A 17,960-nucleotide genomic window follows, 5' to 3' on the forward strand; every position below is an offset into this window, starting at 1 on the left:
GGCCGCGAACGGGCGGGATAATGGGCGGCGTGATCGAACTCGCCCCCGGCTTCCACGCCGGTTTCACCGAACGCGCCGCCCGCAACCAGGCGTACGGCGTCGGCGACGCGGCGGCCCTGGTCGACGCCAACCGCGCGGAGGCCGCCGCCCGGTTCGGGTTCGGCGCCGAGCGCATCGCCTGGATGAACCAGGTCCACGGCGCCGACGTCGCGGTGGTCGCCGGGCCCGGCCTCGCCGGGTCGGTCGACGCGATGGTCAGCACCAGCCCCGACGTCGTCCTCGCCGCGCTCGCGGCCGACTGCCTGCCGCTGGTCGCCGCGGCACCCGCGGCGGGCGTCATCGCCGCGGCGCACTCGGGGCGGGCGGGCACCGCCGCCGGGGTCGCCACCGCCATGGTGCGGTCGATGGCGGCGCTGGGCGCCGCGCCCGACGGCATCGTGGTGGCGCTCGGCCCCGCCATCTGCGGTTCCTGCTACGAGGTGCCGTCGGCGATGCGCGACGAGGTCGCGGCGGCGGTGCCCGAGGCGGCGTCGCTGACCCGGTGGGGCAGTACCGGCGTCGACATGCGCGCCGCGGTCGCCGCGCAACTCCGCGCGGCCGGAGTCGGCCAGGTCATCGACGACGCACGGTGCACGCTGGAGGACCCGGAGCTGTTCTCGCACCGACGCGACGCGCCGACGGGCCGCATGGCCGGATACGTCTGGCGGGCCTGACCGATGCCCGACACCAGCGCCGACCGCGCCGCCGCCGTCGAGAGCAGGCTCATGGAGGTCCGCGAACGCATCGCGAACGCCTGCGCCAAGGCCGGCCGCGCCCCCGACGAGGTCTCCCTGATCGCCGTCACCAAGACCTACCCGGCGTCCGATGTGCGGATCCTGAGCCGGTTCGGTGTGACCGACGTCGGCGAGAACCGCGACCAGGAGGCCGCCCCGAAGGCCGACGAATGCCGTGATCTACCTCTCACCTGGCATTTCGTCGGGCAGTTGCAGACCAACAAGGCGCGGTCGGTCGTCCGCTACGCCGACGTCGTCCATTCGGTCGACCGGGTGCGGCTGGCGCGGTCGCTGGGCGCCCGCGCCAGAGCGGAGGAGCGCGCGGTGCGCTGCCTCGTCCAGGTCGACCTCGACCCCGGGGCGATCGAGGGTGCGGTGGGGCCGCGCGGCGGCGCGGATCCCCGCGACGTCGAGGAGATCGCGGCCGCGATCGACGCCGAGGACGGCCTCTCGGTCGGCGGTGTCATGGCGGTCGCGCCGCTCGGCGGCGACCCCGGCGCGGCGTTCGCCCGGCTGAACTCGATAGCAGTGTCGCTGCGGGCTCGCTACCATCAGGCGTCGATGGTGTCCGCGGGCATGAGTGGCGACCTCGAATCCGCTGTCGAGAACGGTGCGACACACCTCCGGATCGGTACGGCGTTGCTCGGCGATCGGGGCCCGATCGTGGGGTAATGTCCCCACATGGACCTAGGCGCCCACGGACTTCTTCCGCCTGATGGGCGGGTAACGAGGGCGAACACCGGCGAGTCAGCAGCGGTGCCGCACCACAGGGACGACGGAGGGCAAGAGATGGCCGGCGCTATGCGCAAGATGGCGGTCTACCTCGGCCTCGTGGAGGACGACCGCTACGATCACCGCTATGCGGACGAATACGAGGACTTCGAGGACTTCGACGACGGCGCCGTCGACCGGCGCGAGCGCGACATCGAGCCGCGGGGCGACGCGAGGGACCCGGTGACGGATTCCGACGACTACGGAGTGTCGACCGTCGATCGGCGCGGAGTCGGCCAGACCGCCACCGCAATGGCCGACCTCGCCCGCATCACGACGCTTCATCCGCGCACCTACAACGAAGCCCGTACCATCGGAGAGCACTTCCGCGAGGGCATCCCGGTGATCATGAACCTCACCGAGATGGTCGACAGCGACGCCAAGCGCCTCGTCGACTTCGCGGCGGGGCTCATCTTCGGGCTGCATGGGAGCATTGAGCGGGTGACCAACAAGGTCTTCCTGCTGTCCCCGGCTAATGTAGAGGTGACCGCTGAAGACAAGGCACGGATCGCTGAGCGAGGGTTCTTCAATCAGAGTTAGACCATCACACGCGACCAGGGATAGGGCCGGGGGAGACCTGTGAACATCGTGCAGAACGTACTGGTCTTCGTTCTGTATGCCTTCATGCTTGTGCTCATCGGGCGGTTGGTGTTCGAGATCGTCCAGTCCTTCGCAAGGTCATGGAGCCCCAGTGGGTTCGTACTGGTCCTGGCCGAGACCACATACACGGTGACCGATCCGCCGCTGCGGTTCCTGCGGCGCTTCATCAAGCCGGTGCGGCTGGGTAGTATCGCGCTCGACCTGAGCTTCATGGCCCTGTTCCTCATCGTATGGATCCTGATCCAGGTCGCGATCTTGATCCCCATTTGAACACCGGCCGCAATGTCGGAAAGTGTTGGTTCCCGTTCCGATATGTGGTCTTGGTCATGATGTGGATTGCCGTAAGGTCACGATCAGGTAGCGTCCCTACGGACGGAGTCCAAGCGCGCCAAGGAGACGAACATGCCGCTTACACCCGCTGATGTGCGGAATAAGCAGTTCAGTACGACCCGGCTCCGGCCGGGGTATGACGAGGAAGAGGTCGACGCCTTCCTCGATGAGGTCGAGTCCGAACTCGACCGCCTCATCCAGGAGAACGAGGAGCTGCGCGGCAAGCTCGCCGAGGTCCTGCGCGGCAAGGTGCCCAACGCCGGCATGCAGGACTTCCAGCAGCAGCAGCAACAGCAGCAGCCGGAGCCCGTCAAGGAGCCCGAGCCGCAGCGCCCGGAGCCGGTGAAGCCGCCGGAGCCGGTCCCCGCCATGGCGAACATGGGCCTCCCCGGCGCCGAGGAGAACATGGACACCGCCGCGCGGGTCCTCGCTCTCGCTCAGCAGACCGCCGACCAGGCCATCTCCGACGCCCGCCGCGAGGCCGACGAGACCCTCGGCCGCGCCCGGCACGAGGCCGACGACATCCTCGGCAAGGCACGCCGCCAGGCCGAGCAGATCGTCAACGAGGCCCGCGCCCGCTCCGAGAACCTCGACCGCGACGCCCAGGAGCGGCACCGCCAGGTCATGGGCTCCCTCGTGCAGCAGCGCGAGGAGCTGGAGCACGAGGTCGCCGGGCTCAAGGACTTCGAGCGCGAGTACCGCAGCCGGCTGAAGGACTACTTCGAGCGGCAGCTGCGCGAGCTGACCGAAGAGGGCAACCAGCCGGCCCCGGCACCGAGCACGACCGGTGGCGGCTTCCCGACCATGGCACCCACCGGTGGAGCCCCGTCGTTGCAGCACGCCGGGCCCGCCAACGGAGCACCGCCGAACACCAACCCGTTCGGCCAGCCCGAGCCCGCCCAGCACGGCGGACACTACGGCGACGCCCCGCACGACCGGCGCTGAACCGGTCACGGCAGCCCGCTGCCGACCACCGCTCACACAACTGATCCATGAGTGAAGGCACTCTTTCCAGTGTTCATCCTTTGCCTGGTCCTCCTCGTCACGGCGCTCGTCGTGATCGTGGCGGCGCTGGCACTCGCCGAATTGACCCTGGTCTACATCGCCATCGGCATCGCGGCGGTTTCCGCGGTACTGCTGGTGGTCGACGCGGTCAGAAACAGGGAGACCCTGTTCGGGTCCGGCGAGCGGGCAGGGCTCGATCGGCGCGCCGAGCGCCTGCCGAGCGAAGCGGGCACGACGAAAGAGCAGGCCGCCGAGGCAGAGGCGCAGCGGACGGACGGTTTGGGGAAGGCGTCCGTCCCCGCCTCGGCACTCGCCGGATCAGCGACCGCGGTACCGTCGGCGGCCCCATGGGGCTCAGCGCGGGGTAGCGGCAGTTCACCGGCGCCCGCACCGGAGGACCCTCCGGTGCGGGTCTCGTCGTACGCCGAGCAGGCCCCATGGCGGGTCCCGTCCCCGGCGGCCCCGACCGGACACCCGGCGCCCGACGGCGGAGGCGCGCAGCCCCCACCGGACGCCCGGCCCGCCGAGACCACCCGGAGCGGCGACGCCGCCCAGTGGGACGCGGCGACGTCGCAGAGCGACACGACACAGCAGAGCGCGTCCGCCCCGTACGGGTGGGCGCCGTCGGCGGCCCCCGGGCAGGGGGCCACCGCCGCCCCGGGCGCCCCATCCGCCCCGGAAAGCCCGGAACCCCCACCGGCACCAGAGACCCCACACGCAACGGAGACCGCGCACGCACCGGAGGTCGCGGCGGCCGCCAGCGAGGCCGCGCCCTTCGACCACGGCGACGCATCCATCGACTACGGTGACCGCGCCGCCGACCCCGCACGCACGGACATATGGGCCGACGGGGATGCGCACACGCAGCACGCCGACGCTGAGGAGCCCTCGGCCGCCGTCGGCGACGCACCCGCCGCGGATCCCGTGACCGACGACGCGGACGACGACGCGGAGTTCGGCGGTGTCGTCTATGAGGCCGACGCCGACCAGAGCGACGTCGGGTGGGACGCGCCCGCAGCCGCCGACTACGAGCCTGAGCCGTTCACGTACCGGATCCCGGACCCCCAGGCCCAGCCCGCCGCGGCCGATTACAGCAGCCCATGGCACGAGACCCCCACGGGCTCGGCCAGCTACCCGCACGAAGCGGGTTCCGCGGAGTACACGCATGAAGCGGGTTCCGCCGCGTACCCGCACGAAGCGGATGCCGCCGACCACTCGTCGGAATGGGAGCCGGCCGAGGACGATCTCGCCGCGGCGACCGTGTCCGATGCTGAGAGCGGACCGGCCGAGTACGTCGTCCCCGCGAGCGAGCCCGCGGCCGAATGGGAGCCCGAACCGGCCGACGCATACGCGCCGGTCCTCGGCAGCGACGAGCAGCAGGCACCCGACCCGGCCGAATCGGGCGAGGACGCCGATCCGGCCGAGGACGCGCCGGTCGAGGACGTGGCGCCGGTCGACGCCGAGGACGCCGCGGGCCGCGTGGCCGACATCGTCGAGTCGCCGGAGCCCGCGGCCGTTCGCGACACGTCCGACCCCGCGCCGGACGAGCCTGCCGACCACCTCGGCGAGACCGCCGCCGGTGACGACGCGCCGCCGCCGGAGCCCTCTGCCCCCGAGGACGACGCGGAGTCCCCGGAGCCTGGCGAGGCCGAGGCCGGCCTCCGTGAGCACGACGACGCGGAGCCCTCCGAGGACCCGTCCGAGGCACCCGAACCGGCCGACCCGGTTGCCGGACCCGGCGCCGCCGAACCCGCCGACTCTTCCGACGGCTCGAAGGACGCCGAAGCGGCGGAGCCGGGACCCGACTCCGACACCACCCTCGCGTTCGACCGCGACACGATCACCCCGAAACCCGACCCCGACGCCTGAGCGGCGCGCAAGGCCATTGGCGTAACGGGAACGAAGGCGTGCTCACCGGCTTGGCGACCTGGGCGTTAGAAGGGCTGCCGATGCGCGGCACCGCGTAGAGCGGGCGCGGGCATCTGGTGGCGAGGGCGTCGTTGGCCCCGGGAGACAGGAGCCAGGCTGCCTTGCCAAGGTCCGCTGTTGGGAAGGGCGCTCTCGGCACCCACTCCCGAACCAGGCCAAGACCAAGACCCGCCCGCAAAGTCAACGGCATTGGCCAGACGTGATCCGTCACGGACGGTAGCGCTGTGCCCGGGGTCTGGTGCCCCGACTGGAGCGTGGTGCTTCGTGCCGCCGGGTGCTTCGCATCCGCGACGGCAGCCCACCCCCTCGACCACTGCCCCTCAGGGCGAGGCCCTGTCGGACCCGCGACCAGCGGCGCGGGCGTGTTGCCCCTGGTCCCGCGCCCTAGCACCGTGGCGCCCACCCCGGCATTGGGGTCCCGCGACGCAGCCCGGGGGTCCGGGCTGCGTCGCGGGGAGACCCGGTCAGAGTTTGCGGAGCCAGAAGGTCACGCCGAACTCTGGGGAGGCGACCGAGTGGGCCTCGCCGTCCGGTTCGCCGTTGACGACCTCGCCCGCCAGCACCTCGGCGCCGATCCAGGCCGCGTGTTCCGCGACCGCCTGCCCGGTGGTGGGGTCCTCGGCCCGCCACCACAGGCTGATCCGGTCGGAGATGTCGAGGCCGCTGGACTTGCGCAGGTCCTGGACGAGGCGGATGACCTCGCGCGCGAGCCCGGCCCGCTGGAGCTCCGGTGTGACGTCCAGGTCGAGCGCCACCGTCTCGCCGTTCTCCGACGCCACCGCCCAGCCTTCGCGCGGCTGCTCGGTGATCAGCAGTTCGTCGGCGCTGACGTCGACGGCTTCGCCCTCGACCGGCACGTGCGCCCAGCCGGTGGCGCGGACCCGGTCCACGAGTTCCTTGGCGTCCTGGGCGCCGATGGCCGCGGCGACCAGCGGCGTGCGCTTGCCGAACCGCTTGCCGAGCGCGCGGAAGTTCGGCTTGACCGCGTAGTCGACGAGGTCGCCGCCGACCACCGACAGCGGGTCGAGGCGCTGGACGTTCAGTTCCTCGGTGATCTGGTCGCGGAGCTGCTCGGCGAGCGCGTCGAAGCCCTTGGCGCCGACGAGGACCCGCGCCAGCGGCTGGCGGGTGCGGCGCCCGGAGTCCACCCGGGCCGCGCGGCCCAGCTCCACCAGGCGGCGGGTGAGGGCCATCTGCGCGGAGAGGTCGGTGTCGACGAGGTCCTCGCGGGCCTCGGGCCACGGTGCGAGGTGCACCGACTCGGGCGCGTCGGGGCGGCGCAGGGCGGCCCACACGTGGTCGGCGAGGAACGGCACCAAGGGCGCCATCAGCAGGGTCAGCGTCTCCAGGCACTCGAACAGCGTGGCGAACGCCGACGCGCCGGCCGGGGCCGCCGCACCCGCCCAGAAACGGCGGCGGGACCGGCGCACGTACCAGTTGGACAGGTCGTCGACGAAGGAGGTCAGCAGCCGCCCGGCGGCGGCGGTGTCGAAGTCCTCCATCGCGGCGTCGACATCGCGGACGAGCCGGTTCAGCTCCGAGAGCATCCACCGGTCGAGCAGCGGGCGGTCCTGCGGGGCGGGCGCCTCGGCGAGCCGGGAGTGGTCCCAGGTATCCCCGGCGTTGGCGTAGAGGGTGAAGAAGGAGACCGTGTTGTAGTAGGTCAGCAGGACCTTGCGGACGATCTCCTCCAGCGCGGCATGGCCCACCCGCCGCGGCGCCCAGGGCGACCCGCTGGCGGCCATGAACCAGCGCAGCGCGTCGGCTCCGTGCCGGTCCATGATCTCCATGGGTTCCAGGATGTTGCCGAGGTGCTTGCTCATCTTGCGGCCGTCCTCGGCGAGGATGTGGCCGAGGCACAGCACGTTGCGGTAGGAGTTCTCGCCGAACACCAGGGTGCTGACCGCCATGAGCGAGTAGAACCAGCCGCGGGTCTGGTCGATGGCCTCGCAGATGTAGTCGCCGGGGAAGTTCGCGCGGAACACGGCGTCGTTGCGGTGCGGGGCGCCCCACTGCGCGAACGGCATGGACCCGGAGTCGAACCAGGCGTCGATCACCTCGGGCACGCGTCGGGCGACCCGCTGCTCCAGGGGGAGTGCGGGGTCGGCGTCGGGGTCGGGGATGACGATGTCGTCCACGTAGGGCCGGTGCGGGTCGAGGGCCGAGAGGTCCTGGCCGCTCAGTTCGCTCAGTTCGGCGAGTGATCCCACGCAGATGCGGCGGCCGTCGGGGAACTCCCAGATGGGCAGCGGGGTGCCCCAGTACCGGCTGCGCGACAGCGACCAGTCGATGTTGTTGCGCAGCCACTCGCCGTAGCGCCCGTGCTTGATGTTCTCGGGGTACCAGTTGGTGCGCTCGTTCTGGGCGAGGAGTTCGTCCTTTGCGGCGGTGGTGCGGATGTACCAGGACGGCAGCGCGTAGTAGAGCAGCGCGGTGTGGCAGCGCCAGCAGTGGGGGTAGCTGTGCTCGTAGTCGAGGTGCCGGAACAGCAGCCCGCGGTCCTTGAGGTCGGCGACGAGGGTGGCGTCGGCCGTCTTGAAGAACACGCCGCCGACGAGGTCGAGCCCCGCCTCGAAGGTGCCGTCGGCGCGGACCGGCTTGACCACGGGCAGCCCGTAGGAGCGGGCCACGGCCATGTCGTCGGCGCCGAAGGCGGGGGACTGGTGGACCAGCCCGGTGCCGTCGTCGACGGTGACGTAGTCGGCGAGCACCACGTAGTGGGCGGGTTCTGGGAAGTCGACCAGCTCGAAGGGGCGCTGGTAGGTCCAGCGTTCCATTTCGGCGCCCTCGAAGCGCTCGCCGGTGGGCTCCCATCCGTCGCCGAGGGCCGCGGACAGCAGCGGCTCGGCGACGACGACCCGCTCGGTGCCGTCGGTGGCGACGACGTAGGCGACGTCGGGGTGCACCGCGACGGCGGTGTTGGACACCAGCGTCCACGGTGTGGTGGTCCACACCAGCAGGGACGTCGGCCGCCCGGCGTCGGCGAGTGGGCCGGAGGTGACGGGGAACCGGACGTAGACGGAGGGGTCGGTGACGGTCTCGTAGCCCTGCGCCAGCTCGTGGTCGGACAGCGTGGTGCCGCAACGGGGGCAGTAGGGGCTGATCCGGTAGTCCTGGACGAGGAGGCCCTTGTCCCAGATGGTCTTCAGTGCCCACCACACGGACTCCACGTACTCGGGGTCCATGGTGCGGTAGGCCTCGTCCATGTTCACCCAGTAGCCCATGCGCTCGGTCATGGCGGTGAACGCGTCGACGTTGCGCTGCACCGATTCGCGGCAGCGCCGGTTGAACTCGGCGACGCCGAACTCCTCGATGTCGCGCTTGCCCGACAGGCCGAGCTCCTTCTCGACCGCGACCTCGACGGGCAGCCCGTGGCAGTCCCACCCGGCCTTGCGCTCGACGTGGTAGCCCTTCATGGTCTTGAAGCGGGGGAAGACGTCCTTGAACACGCGCGCTTCGATGTGGTGCACGCCGGGCTCGCCGTTGGCAGTGGGCGGACCCTCGAAGAACACCCAGTTGGGGCCGCCGCGGGTCTGTTCGAGGGAGCGCTCGAAGACCTTCTGCTCCTCCCAGCGCCGCAGGACGTCGTGCTCGACGGCGGGGAGGTCGATCTGGGCGGGCAGTGCGGGGAACGGCTGGGGGTGCTGCTGCGACACCACGGGTACCTTCTTCCATCAGGATCGAACACACCTGACGGAGGGACGAGGTGAGACCCCGCGGTACCACCCTCCTTGGGCTGGGCCGACGCCGGCTCCGCCCCGCTTCGTTCCTGCCGCTGCCGGGTCTACTGGGCCGGTGAAGGCCGTTCTTCCGGCGGCTCGGGGGTGATGTTCCCAAGCGGTCGCGGCACCGGGCTCGCACCGTCCCCGGATCGCTCATGGCCGCGGGGGCCCGCTGGGACCCGTCCCCGTCATCGCCTTTGCTGGTGCCGAGGATATCCCACCGGGCCCCTCGCCATGCCATGATTCTGCCGCGGCCCGGGACACGGGAGGCCGGGAGTGAGGAGGGTGCGGCGAATGACGGCTGAGGCCGACCGGTCGGGTGTGGTGCTCGTGACGCTGCCCGACCGCGATGACGCGGAGGAGCTGGCCGAGCAGCTGGCCGACCAGGGGTACGAGCCGTGCGTCGTGCACCGCGACATGCTGTCCGGCGAGGACGACGCCGACGACGCCGACTGGGTGATCGAGGTGCGCACCGGCCCGCACGGCGGCCCGGCGACGTTCGACGAACCGCACCTCGCCCTGCTCGCCGAGGATTACGGCGGGTTCGCCGCGGCCGAATGAGCCGCGCACCGGCTCGTTCCACCCCGCCCGCCACCCCGCATCGGTGCGGGGCGCGTCCGGCGGTGTTTCGGTGTCATTGCCGTTTTCCGCCGTGGTTGGTTGCCTTGCCCGTTGCGGGCGCTTAAGCTTCCCGGCATTGCGCGGCAGCTCTTATCGTGAGGGCGGGTGCGCTGTCAAGAGGAGATCATTCTCAACCGGGCGGTCGGGGGGCGGCCCGGTGTGCAGACCAGGGGGCGGGAATGGCGATGACCACCGAGACGCAGGCGCCGGTCCTGAACGGGGAGGACCCGTGGACCGCGGCCGAGTTCGCCGAGGTCCGCGACGGCCTTCAAGAGGAGGTCGACCGGTTGCGGGCCGACATCAGCGCCGCGGAGTCCGAGCTCGCCGAGCGGATGTCGGACTCCACCGAAGGGGCCGGCGACGACCCCGCGGACACCGGGGCGAAGGCCTACCAGCGCGAGCACGACCTCGCGCTGGCCTACAATACTCGTGACCTGCTCGCGCAGAGCGAGCGGGCGATCGAGCGCATGGAGGCGGGCACCTACGGGGTCTGCGAATCCTGCGGCAACGCAATCGGGAAGGCGCGCCTCCAGGTGTTCCCGCGCGCCACCCGGTGCGTGAAGTGCAAGCAGCGCCAAGAGCGCCGCTGACCTGCGGCGCGGGTGGGCCGGACCTACCGGTGTGTTCTGTGGACGGAGACATTGCGAGAACAGCATCCCGGGGCCGATGACGCCCCCCAGTCCACCGGATCGACGTCCCGGCCCGCCGCGCCGAAACCGCGGCGCGCCCTGCTGCTCGCGGCCGTCGCCGCGGTCGTGGTCCTCGCCGACCTCGCCACCAAGACCATCGCCCTGTCGCGGTTCTCCGCGCACGAACCCATCGCCGTGCTCGGCGAGTTCCTCCAGTTCACGCTCTGGTTCAACTCGGGCGCCGCGTTCTCCATGGGTACCGGCATGACGTGGGTCTTCTCCCTCATCAAGCTGGCCGTGATCGGCTACATCGCGTTCCTCGCCCGGCGGCTGCGCAGCACGGGGTGGGCCGTTGCCCTCGGCATGATCCTCGGCGGCGCGGCCGGGAACGTCATCGACCGGATCTTCCGGCCGCCGTACCTGCTCAACGGCGAGGTCATCGACTGGATCCAGCTGCCGAACTGGCCGGTGTTCAACCTGGCCGACTCCAGCATCGTGTGCGCCGGCGTGCTCGCCGTGCTGCTGGCGTTCCGCGGGATCAACATCGACGGCACGCGGGAAGGCGACGACGCCGACCCCGCTGAGGCGTCCGACGGCGCCGGCGGGGAGAGCCGCCAGTGAGCGACCACCGCAGCCTCCCCGTCCCCGACGGGCTCGAAGGCGACCGGCTCGACGCCGCCATCGCGCGCCTGTTCGGCCTGTCGCGCACGCGCGCCGCCGAACTCATCGCCGCGGGCGACGTGCTGGTCGACGGCGACCCGGCGGGCAAGTCCGACCGGGTCCACGGCGGGGCCTGGCTGGAGGTCGTCCTCCCGCCGCCGCCGAGCGCGCCCACCCCGCGGCCCGAGCCGGTCCCCGGGCTGCGCATCGTGCACGAGGACGCCGACATCATCGTGGTCGACAAGCCGGTGGGCGTCGTCGCGCACCCCACCGGGGGCTGGACCGGCCCGAGCGTCCTCGAAGGGCTCCTCGCGTCGGGTGTGCAGCTCACCACCAGCGGTGCGGCCGAGCGCCAGGGGATCGTGCACCGGTTGGACGCCAACACCACCGGCCTCATGGTCCTCGCCAAGAGCGAGACCGCCTACACCGTCCTGAAGCGCGCGTTCAAGGAGCGCACGGTCGACAAGCGGTACCACACCCTGGTCCAGGGGCACCCCGACCCGCTGCGCGGCACGGTCGACGCCCCGATCGACCGGCATCCCGCGGGCGACGGCCGCTGGGCGGTCGTCGCGGGCGGCAGGCCGTCGGTCACCCACTACGACACCCTGGAGGCGTTCCGGGCCGCCAGCCTGCTGGAGATCAGGCTGGAGACCGGGCGCACCCACCAGATCCGGGTGCACATGGCGGCGCTGCGGCACCCCTGCGTCGGCGACCACCTCTACGGGGCCGACCCCACGATCGCCGAGCGACTGGGCGTGTCCCGGCAGTGGCTGCACGCGGTCCGGCTCGGGTTCGAGCACCCCACCGAGCACCGCCCGGTGGAGTTCGCCAGCGACTACCCCGACGACCTCGCCAAGGCGGTCGACCAGTTGCGCGAGGACTGACCAGCCGCGGCCGCGCCCTACCGGCGGGCGCGGCGCGGGCGGTACTGGGCGAGGGCGGCCCCGGCGATGATGACCAGGGCGCCCACCGGCTGGTTCCAGGCGAGGTCCTCGCCGAGGAGCAGCACCCCCGCGGCGATCGCGACGACGGGGACGAGGTAGGTGACCGTGGCGGCGACGGTCGCGCCGGCCTCGCGGACGATGGCGTACTGGAGGACGTAGGCCAGGCCGGTGCCGAGCGCGCCGAGCGCCACCACCGACCCGATCACGGGCAGCGGCACGGCCCCCGGAGCGTCGGTGAACAGGGCCGCCGCCACCGCGATCTGCACGCTTCCCGCAAGGAGCTGCGCCGTCGACAGCTCCAGCGGGGTGTGGCCGCTGCCCGCGACGAACCGCCGCAGGTAGGGCGTTCCGATCCCGTAGCAGAGCGCCGCGGCGACGGCGAGGAGCATCCCGGTGCTGCCTGCACCGGCGAACCCGGTCCACACCCCGAACACGACCAGCACCCCGACGAAGCCGAGCAGGAGACCAGTGAGACGGGCCCGGGTGGGCCTTTCGTCGGTGAGCAGCACCAGCGAGAACACCAGGGCGAACAGCGGCGTCGCCGCGTTGCAGATCCCCGACAGCGCCGAGGGGATGAGCTGCCCGGCGTGGCCGAACAGCGTGAACGGGACCACGTTCAGGAAGAACGACGTGACCGAGAGGTGCAGCCAGATCCGGGGTTCGCGGGGCAGGCGTCCGCCGCGCAGCAGCAGGACCCCGGCGAGCGGCAGCAGGCCGGTCAGCATCCGGCCCAGCGTGATCTGGATCGGGTCGAGCGCCTGCGCCGCGACGCCGATGAACACGAAGCTCGTCCCCCAGACCAGGGCGAGCAGCAGGAACTTCGGGCGCCAGCCGATGGCGGGGCGCGCGGCCGTGGCGGCGGGCGCGCCCGCCGGGGTCCGCGCGGGGGAGATGCTCATGGCCTAAGGGATACCGCCGAACCACCCCTAAGGTCTACTTCAATCTGCTTAAGCGCTGAGTTAGCATTGCTTATATGTTGAGCATGGATCGGATGCGCGTCCTGCACGCGATCGCGGTGAACGGTTCCCTGAACGGCGCCGCCGAGGCGCTGCACGTCACCAACTCCGCGGTGTCGCAGCAGCTCGCCAAGTTGGAACGCGAGGTCGGGCAGGCACTGGTCGAGCGCAACGGCCGCGGGGTCCGGCTCACCGACGCGGCGCACATCCTGGTCGAGCACACCGGGCAGATCCTGTCGCTGGTGCATCGGGCAGAGGCCGACCTGGAGGCCCACCGCGACCAGGTGCTCGGGTCGCTGCGGCTGTCGTCGATCGCCACGGCGGCGCGCGGCCTGGCGGCTCCCGCGCTCGTCGCCCTGCGCGAGGCCCACCCCGGCCTGCGCGTCCAGTTGATCGAGCACGAGCCCGACCACAGCGTCCCCGCCGTCGCGCGCGGCGAGACCGACATGGCCATCGTCGTGGACTGGGCCGAGTCCATGATCCCCCTTCCCAAGGGCATGATGCGGGTCCCGCTCATGGTCGACACCGCCGACGTGGCGCTGCCGGCCGACCACCCGCTCGCGCACCGCGGCCTGGTCGACATCGACGAGATCGTCGGCGAACCGTGGATCAGTTGGAACGGCGGCTCCATCTGCGACAACTGGCTGCACGGCATGCTGCGGGCGCGCGGCGTCGAGCCCGATGTCGCGCACCAAGCGGAGGAGCACCAGACTAAGCTCGCGATGATCGCCGCCGGGCTGGGCATCGCGGTGATGCCCCGGCTGGGCCGCGGCCCCGTTCCCGAGGGCGTGCGGCTCGTGCCGGTGCAGCCCGCGCTGGTGCGCCAGGTCTATGTGTTCTGGCGCGAGGACGCCGCCCGCCGCCCCGCCATCACGGCGACCGTCCGCGCGCTGAAGGAGGCGGCGGCCCGGCTGGGCTGAGCCCCGACCGCGCCGCGGCGGCCCCCGGTGTCCGGGGCCACGGCGCCGCCTGCTGGAATGAACGCCATGAGAACGCTGGTCAAGGTCGCGTCGTTCGCCGGGCGCTGGTTCGGGCTGCTGATCCTGCTGAGCGCGGGCGTCGGCCTGCTCGTCCCGGAGCAGGCGGCGCTGCTGTCGCCGTGGGTGAGCGTGCTGCTCGGGGTCATCATGTTCGGCATGGGGCTCACCCTGCGCCCGGTCGACTTCGCGGTGGTCCTCACCCGGCCGCAGGCGGTGATCGCCGGGGTGATCGCCCAGTTCGTGATCATGCCGCTCGCCGGGTTCGGAATCGGGGTCGCGCTGCAACTCCCGCCGCTGCTGCTGGTCGGGATGGTCCTGGTCGGCGCGGCGCCGGGCGGGACGGCGTCCAACGTCATCGTGTACCTGGCGCGCGGCGACGTGGCGCTGTCGGTCGCGATGACCTCGATCTCCACCCTGCTCGCCCCGTTCCTCACCCCGCTGCTGGTGCTGTGGCTGGCCGGGTCCACCCTGCCCGTCGACGCGGGCGGTCTGCTGGTCTCCATCCTCCAGGTGGTACTCGTCCCCGTCCTGCTCGGGCTGCTGGTGCGGTGGCTGTTCGGCACCGTGGTGGAACAGGTGCTGCCGGTGCTGCCGCTGGTCTCGGTCGGCGGCATCATGGTCGTGGTCTTCGCCGTTGTCGGCGCGAACGCCGACGCGCTGCTCGCCACCGGCGCCGTCCTGGTGCTCGCCGTCGTCCTGCACAACACCGCCGGACTCGCCCTCGGGTACGCGGGCGCGTGGGCCCTGCGCATGCCGGAGTCCGTGCGGCGCGCCGTGTCGGTTGAGGTGGGGATGCAGAACTCCGGGCTCGCGGCGGCGCTGGCGACCGCCCACTTCGCCCCGCTCGCCGCACTGCCCGCAGCGCTGTTCTCGGTCTGGCACAACCTGTCGGGCGCCCTGGTGGCGAGCTACTGGGCGCGCACGGCCCCCGCCGCCCAGGCGGCGGACGCCGGGAGCCGCCCGGACTGACGCGGCCGCGCCGGGCGCGGCCCCGCTGCTCAGCCGTGCCCGCCGTGTTCGCCGAGCAGCGCCGACAGGGTGCTGCCAGGGCTGATGACGTCGGGGTCGGTGCGGACGTCGATGAGGGTCGGGCCCTCGGCGGCCGCCGCCTTGGCGAGCGCGGCCGCCAGCTCGGCGACCGTCGTGGCGGTCGCCCCGTTCGCGCCCAGCGCGCGGGCGTAGCCCGCGAGGTCCAGCGGCCCGCTGATGTCGATCGCCGCGGTGCGGCCCAGTTCCCGCGCCTGGTGCATGGCGATGGTGCCGTACATCCCGTTCTGGAAGACCACAACGGTGATCGCCGCGCCCGCCCGCACCGCCGTCTCCAGTTCGCTGCCTGTCATGAGAGCCCCGCCGTCGCCGGCGACGGCGACCACCGTCCGGTGCGGCGCGGCCAGCTTGGCGCCGATCGCGGCGGGGATCGCGTAGCCCATGGCGCCGCTTGTGGGCGCGATCTGGGTGCGGGGGTGCCGGAAGAGCCAGCCCCGGTGCAGGAACGCCGCGAAGTTCCCGGCGTCGTTGGTGATGACGGAGTCCTCGGGCAGCGTGGCGCGCATGCACTCCACCACCTGCCACGGGTGCAGCCCCGGCCCCTGGTGCGCCGCCGCCTCGGCGGGTACCCGGGTGGTGTCGGCCCACGCCGCGTGCGCCGGCGACCAGTCGCGGTCCGGCCGCCCGGACTCGTGCCCGGGCTCGGATTCGGCCAGCGCGCGGAGCGCCTGCCCGGCGTCGGCCTGCGCCCCCAGCCAGACCCCGGCGACCGCGCCGAGCTGGTCGGGGGAGATGTCGATCTGCGCAACGGACGCCGCACCGCCGGGCAGCCGGTAGGTCTGCGTCGTTGTCTCGCTGAGCCGGCAGCCCACAACGAGGACGGCGTCGGCCTCCTCCAGCGCGCGCAGGACCGGCGGCGGGCAGCCGAGCCCCAGGTGGCCCAGATAGAGCGGGTGGTCGTTGGGGAACACGTCCTGGCGCCGCCACGAGGCGTACACCCCGGCCTGGAACCGCTCGGCGGCCCGGACGAGGGGTTCCCGCGCGCCGCGGGCGCCGCCGCCCGCGATGATGACCGGCCGCCGCGCGCCGTCGAGCCACGCGGCGACACGGTCGCGCTGCTCGTCGCCGAGCGGCGGCGCGGGCAGCGCCGCCAGCCCCGGGAGGGCCGCCGGCGGCGGGACCCGCTGCCCGAACAGGTCGCCGGGGACCGCGATCGCGACCGGGCCGGGCCGCCCGGTGGTGGCCGTCCGGACCGCCTGCGCCGTGACCTCGGCGAGCCGGTCGGCGCGGGTCACCGTCGTGGCCCACTTGGTGATGGGCGCGTAGAAGGCGGTGAGGTCGACCTCCTGGAACGCCTCGCGCCCCAGGTAGTCGGTCTCGACCTGGCCGAGGAACACGATCATCGGCGTGGAGTCCTGCGTCGCCGTGTGCACGCCCACCGCGAGGTTGGCGGCGCCGGGCCCGCGGGTCGCGGCGGCGACCGCGGGGACCCCCGTGGACTTCGCGTCGGCCTCCGCCATGAACGCCGCGCCGCCCTCGTGCCGGGTCGAGACCAGCCGGATGCGGTCGTGGCGGTGCATCGCGTCGGCCAGTTCGAGGAAGCTCTCGCCCGGCACGGTGTAGCAGCGGCGGATGCCTGCGGCGGCGAGGACGTCGACGACCTCCTCGGCGGCGGTGCGCCAGTCGCGGGTGTCGGTCACAGGCGGGCTCCTCAGCGTCGGCGGCGGTGCGTGCGGGTCAGCCTATGCCGAGCGCCCTGAGGACGCCCGCCGTCGCCGCCGCGACCGCGATGACCACCAGGAACGGGGCGCGCAGCAGCAGGGCCGCCAGGGCGGCGGCGACCCCGCCGAGCCGGGCCGGGTCCAGGTCGATCGCCTGGCCGTCTGCCGCCGACTGGACGGCGATGAGCGCCGCGAGCAGCGCGACCGGCACCGTCATGGCGAACCGGGAGATCCACGGGTGGTCCAGCATCCGGCGCGGCGCGGCGAGCCCGGCGAACTTCAGCAGGTAGCAGCCGACCCCGGTGGCGATGACGGCCATCCACGTCATCATGTACCCGCTCATGCGCGCACCCCCGAACCGGAGGTCGGCGCCGCGCCGCCGGTGCCGTCGGCCCCGTCGCCGTCCTCGTCCCCGGCAGCGGGGGCCGGGGGCCCGGCGGGGCGGGTGACGCCGATCAGCGCGGCGACCGCGGCCAGCATCACCGGGACCCCGGGCGGCAGCAGCGGGGTGAGGCCGAGCGCGATCGCCGCACCCAGCAGGGCCACGGCGAGCGTGCTCCGGCCCTCCTTCAGACGCGGCCACAGCAGGGCGAGGAAGATCGCGGGGCCCACCGCGTCCAGGCCGAGCGCGTTGGGGTCGCCGATGTGCCCGACAGCGACCGCGCCGATGAGCGTCGTGGCGTTCCACAGCACGTACAGCGTCCCGAACGTGACCGCGAACGCGGTCCGCGCGTCGCGGCGGCCGGACTGCGCCAGGGTGACCGCCGTGGTCTCGTCGATGACGCCGTGGGCCGCGAGCGCGCGGCTCCCGCCGCGCCAGCCGAGCACATCGGCCAGGCGCAGGCCGTAGAGGGTGTTGCGGCCGCCGAGGAGGAGCGCGCCGACCGCCCCGGCGAGGACGTTGCCGCCGCCGGCGACCACCCCGACAAGGGCGAACTGGGAGGCGCCGGTGAACGCGACCAGGCTCAGCACAACGGACTGGCCCACCGACAGCCCGGCGGTGACCGCCGCCGTGCCGAAGGCGATCCCGGACACGCCCACGGCGAGCCCCACACCGAGCCCGTCGCGCACGGGTGCGGACATAGGCGGAAATGATCTCTTCACAGTGCAGGACGCTATCCGCCGCCGACCGGCGCCGCCTTGAACGTTCTTGCAGCCCGCGCCGTGCCGGGGGTGAGTGCCGAGAGCGCCCTCGTCCACAGTGGACCTGGGCAAGGCTGCCGGAAAGCCTGCGTCGGCCGTCGCTGCTGCGCAGGCTTTCCGGCAGCCTGGCTCCGGTCTCCTGGAGTTGAGGACGCTCTTGCCCTGGACGTCTGCGGGCCAGAGGGGCGC

The 17,960-nt window shown here is 72.7% G+C and carries 17 protein-coding genes; 12 read left to right on the plus strand and 5 right to left on the minus strand.

The window, feature by feature from the left end; translation table 11 throughout:
• The first annotated feature begins 20 nt into the window (after positions 1-20).
• The 6 genes from pgeF (at position 21) to CLV63_RS24110 (ending at position 5,348) form a co-directional block, all read left to right on the plus strand.
• Positions 21-713 carry a peptidoglycan editing factor PgeF gene (gene pgeF / locus CLV63_RS24085; protein WP_106585473.1) on the plus strand — a complete coding sequence of 231 codons (693 nt, stop codon included), beginning with the start codon at positions 21-23 and terminating at the stop codon, positions 711-713.
• A gap of 3 nt (positions 714-716) precedes the next feature.
• Complete coding sequence (locus tag CLV63_RS24090; protein WP_106585474.1) at positions 717-1,445, plus strand: YggS family pyridoxal phosphate-dependent enzyme; 729 nt, start codon at positions 717-719, stop codon at positions 1,443-1,445.
• A 117-nt stretch (positions 1,446-1,562) separates the two neighbouring features.
• Complete coding sequence (locus tag CLV63_RS24095; protein ID WP_106585475.1) at positions 1,563-2,084, plus strand: cell division protein SepF; 522 nt, start codon at positions 1,563-1,565, stop codon at positions 2,082-2,084.
• A 39-nt stretch (positions 2,085-2,123) separates the two neighbouring features.
• Positions 2,124-2,414: a YggT family protein gene (locus tag CLV63_RS24100; RefSeq protein ID WP_106585476.1), complete on the plus strand. Its 291-nt coding sequence runs from the start codon at positions 2,124-2,126 to the stop codon at positions 2,412-2,414.
• A 132-nt stretch (positions 2,415-2,546) separates the two neighbouring features.
• Positions 2,547-3,419, plus strand: coding sequence for a DivIVA domain-containing protein (locus CLV63_RS24105; RefSeq protein WP_106585477.1), 873 nt, complete (start codon positions 2,547-2,549; stop codon positions 3,417-3,419).
• Positions 3,420-3,488: 69 nt separating this feature from the next.
• Entirely contained in the window at positions 3,489-5,348 is a 1,860-nt protein-coding gene (locus tag CLV63_RS24110; RefSeq protein ID WP_106585478.1) for a hypothetical protein, read from the plus strand.
• Between the two features lie 524 nt (positions 5,349-5,872).
• On the opposite strand, the gene ileS is transcribed toward CLV63_RS24110, so the two are convergent.
• Positions 5,873-9,064, minus strand: a complete 3,192-nt coding sequence (gene ileS, locus CLV63_RS24115) for an isoleucine--tRNA ligase (protein ID WP_106585537.1) — start codon at positions 9,062-9,064, stop codon at positions 5,873-5,875.
• 360 nt (positions 9,065-9,424) lie between these two features.
• Here ileS and CLV63_RS24120 point away from each other — a divergent pair, with 360 nt between their 5' ends.
• From CLV63_RS24120 to CLV63_RS24135, 4 genes are all read left to right on the plus strand, one after another.
• Complete coding sequence (locus tag CLV63_RS24120; protein WP_106585479.1) at positions 9,425-9,691, plus strand: hypothetical protein; 267 nt, start codon at positions 9,425-9,427, stop codon at positions 9,689-9,691.
• Between the two features lie 239 nt (positions 9,692-9,930).
• Entirely contained in the window at positions 9,931-10,341 is a 411-nt protein-coding gene (locus tag CLV63_RS24125) for a TraR/DksA family transcriptional regulator (RefSeq protein WP_106585480.1), read from the plus strand.
• 51 nt (positions 10,342-10,392) lie between these two features.
• On the plus strand, positions 10,393-11,001 hold the full coding sequence (gene lspA, locus CLV63_RS24130; RefSeq protein WP_245929016.1) for a signal peptidase II: 609 nt from the start codon (positions 10,393-10,395) through the stop codon (positions 10,999-11,001).
• The gene (locus tag CLV63_RS24135; protein WP_106585481.1) at positions 10,998-11,924 is read left to right on the plus strand and encodes an RluA family pseudouridine synthase; all 927 of its coding nucleotides are present in this window, start codon (positions 10,998-11,000) and stop codon (positions 11,922-11,924) included. Before lspA ends, CLV63_RS24135 begins: the two co-directional genes overlap by 4 nt.
• Before the next feature lie 17 nt (positions 11,925-11,941).
• Here the strand turns inward: CLV63_RS24135 and CLV63_RS24140 are convergent, their stop codons facing one another.
• Entirely contained in the window at positions 11,942-12,883 is a 942-nt protein-coding gene (locus CLV63_RS24140; RefSeq protein WP_106585482.1) for a DMT family transporter, read from the minus strand.
• 74 nt (positions 12,884-12,957) lie between these two features.
• On the opposite strand from CLV63_RS24140, the gene CLV63_RS24145 reads away from it, so the two are divergent.
• Positions 12,958-13,860, plus strand: a complete 903-nt coding sequence (locus tag CLV63_RS24145; protein ID WP_106585483.1) for a LysR family transcriptional regulator — start codon at positions 12,958-12,960, stop codon at positions 13,858-13,860.
• A 66-nt stretch (positions 13,861-13,926) separates the two neighbouring features.
• Positions 13,927-14,889, plus strand: a complete 963-nt coding sequence (locus CLV63_RS24150; protein ID WP_106585484.1) for a bile acid:sodium symporter family protein — start codon at positions 13,927-13,929, stop codon at positions 14,887-14,889.
• A gap of 29 nt (positions 14,890-14,918) precedes the next feature.
• On the opposite strand, the gene CLV63_RS24155 is transcribed toward CLV63_RS24150, so the two are convergent.
• The 3 genes from CLV63_RS24155 to CLV63_RS24165 are packed head-to-tail and all read right to left on the minus strand — an operon-like array spanning position 14,919 to position 17,711.
• A complete protein-coding gene (locus CLV63_RS24155) occupies positions 14,919-16,607 on the minus strand; it encodes a thiamine pyrophosphate-dependent enzyme (protein WP_245929017.1) in 1,689 nt (562 codons plus the stop codon).
• Positions 16,608-16,644: 37 nt separating this feature from the next.
• Positions 16,645-16,959: an AzlD domain-containing protein gene (locus CLV63_RS24160; protein WP_106585486.1), complete on the minus strand. Its 315-nt coding sequence runs from the start codon at positions 16,957-16,959 to the stop codon at positions 16,645-16,647.
• A gap of 8 nt (positions 16,960-16,967) precedes the next feature.
• A complete protein-coding gene (locus CLV63_RS24165; RefSeq protein WP_106585487.1) occupies positions 16,968-17,711 on the minus strand; it encodes an AzlC family ABC transporter permease in 744 nt (247 codons plus the stop codon).
• Between the last annotated feature and the right edge of the window lie 249 nt (positions 17,712-17,960).

Origin of the sequence: Murinocardiopsis flavida (assembly GCF_003014485.1) — a bacterium.
In the GTDB taxonomy this organism is placed as follows: Bacteria; Actinomycetota; Actinomycetes; order Streptosporangiales; family Streptosporangiaceae; genus Murinocardiopsis; species Murinocardiopsis flavida.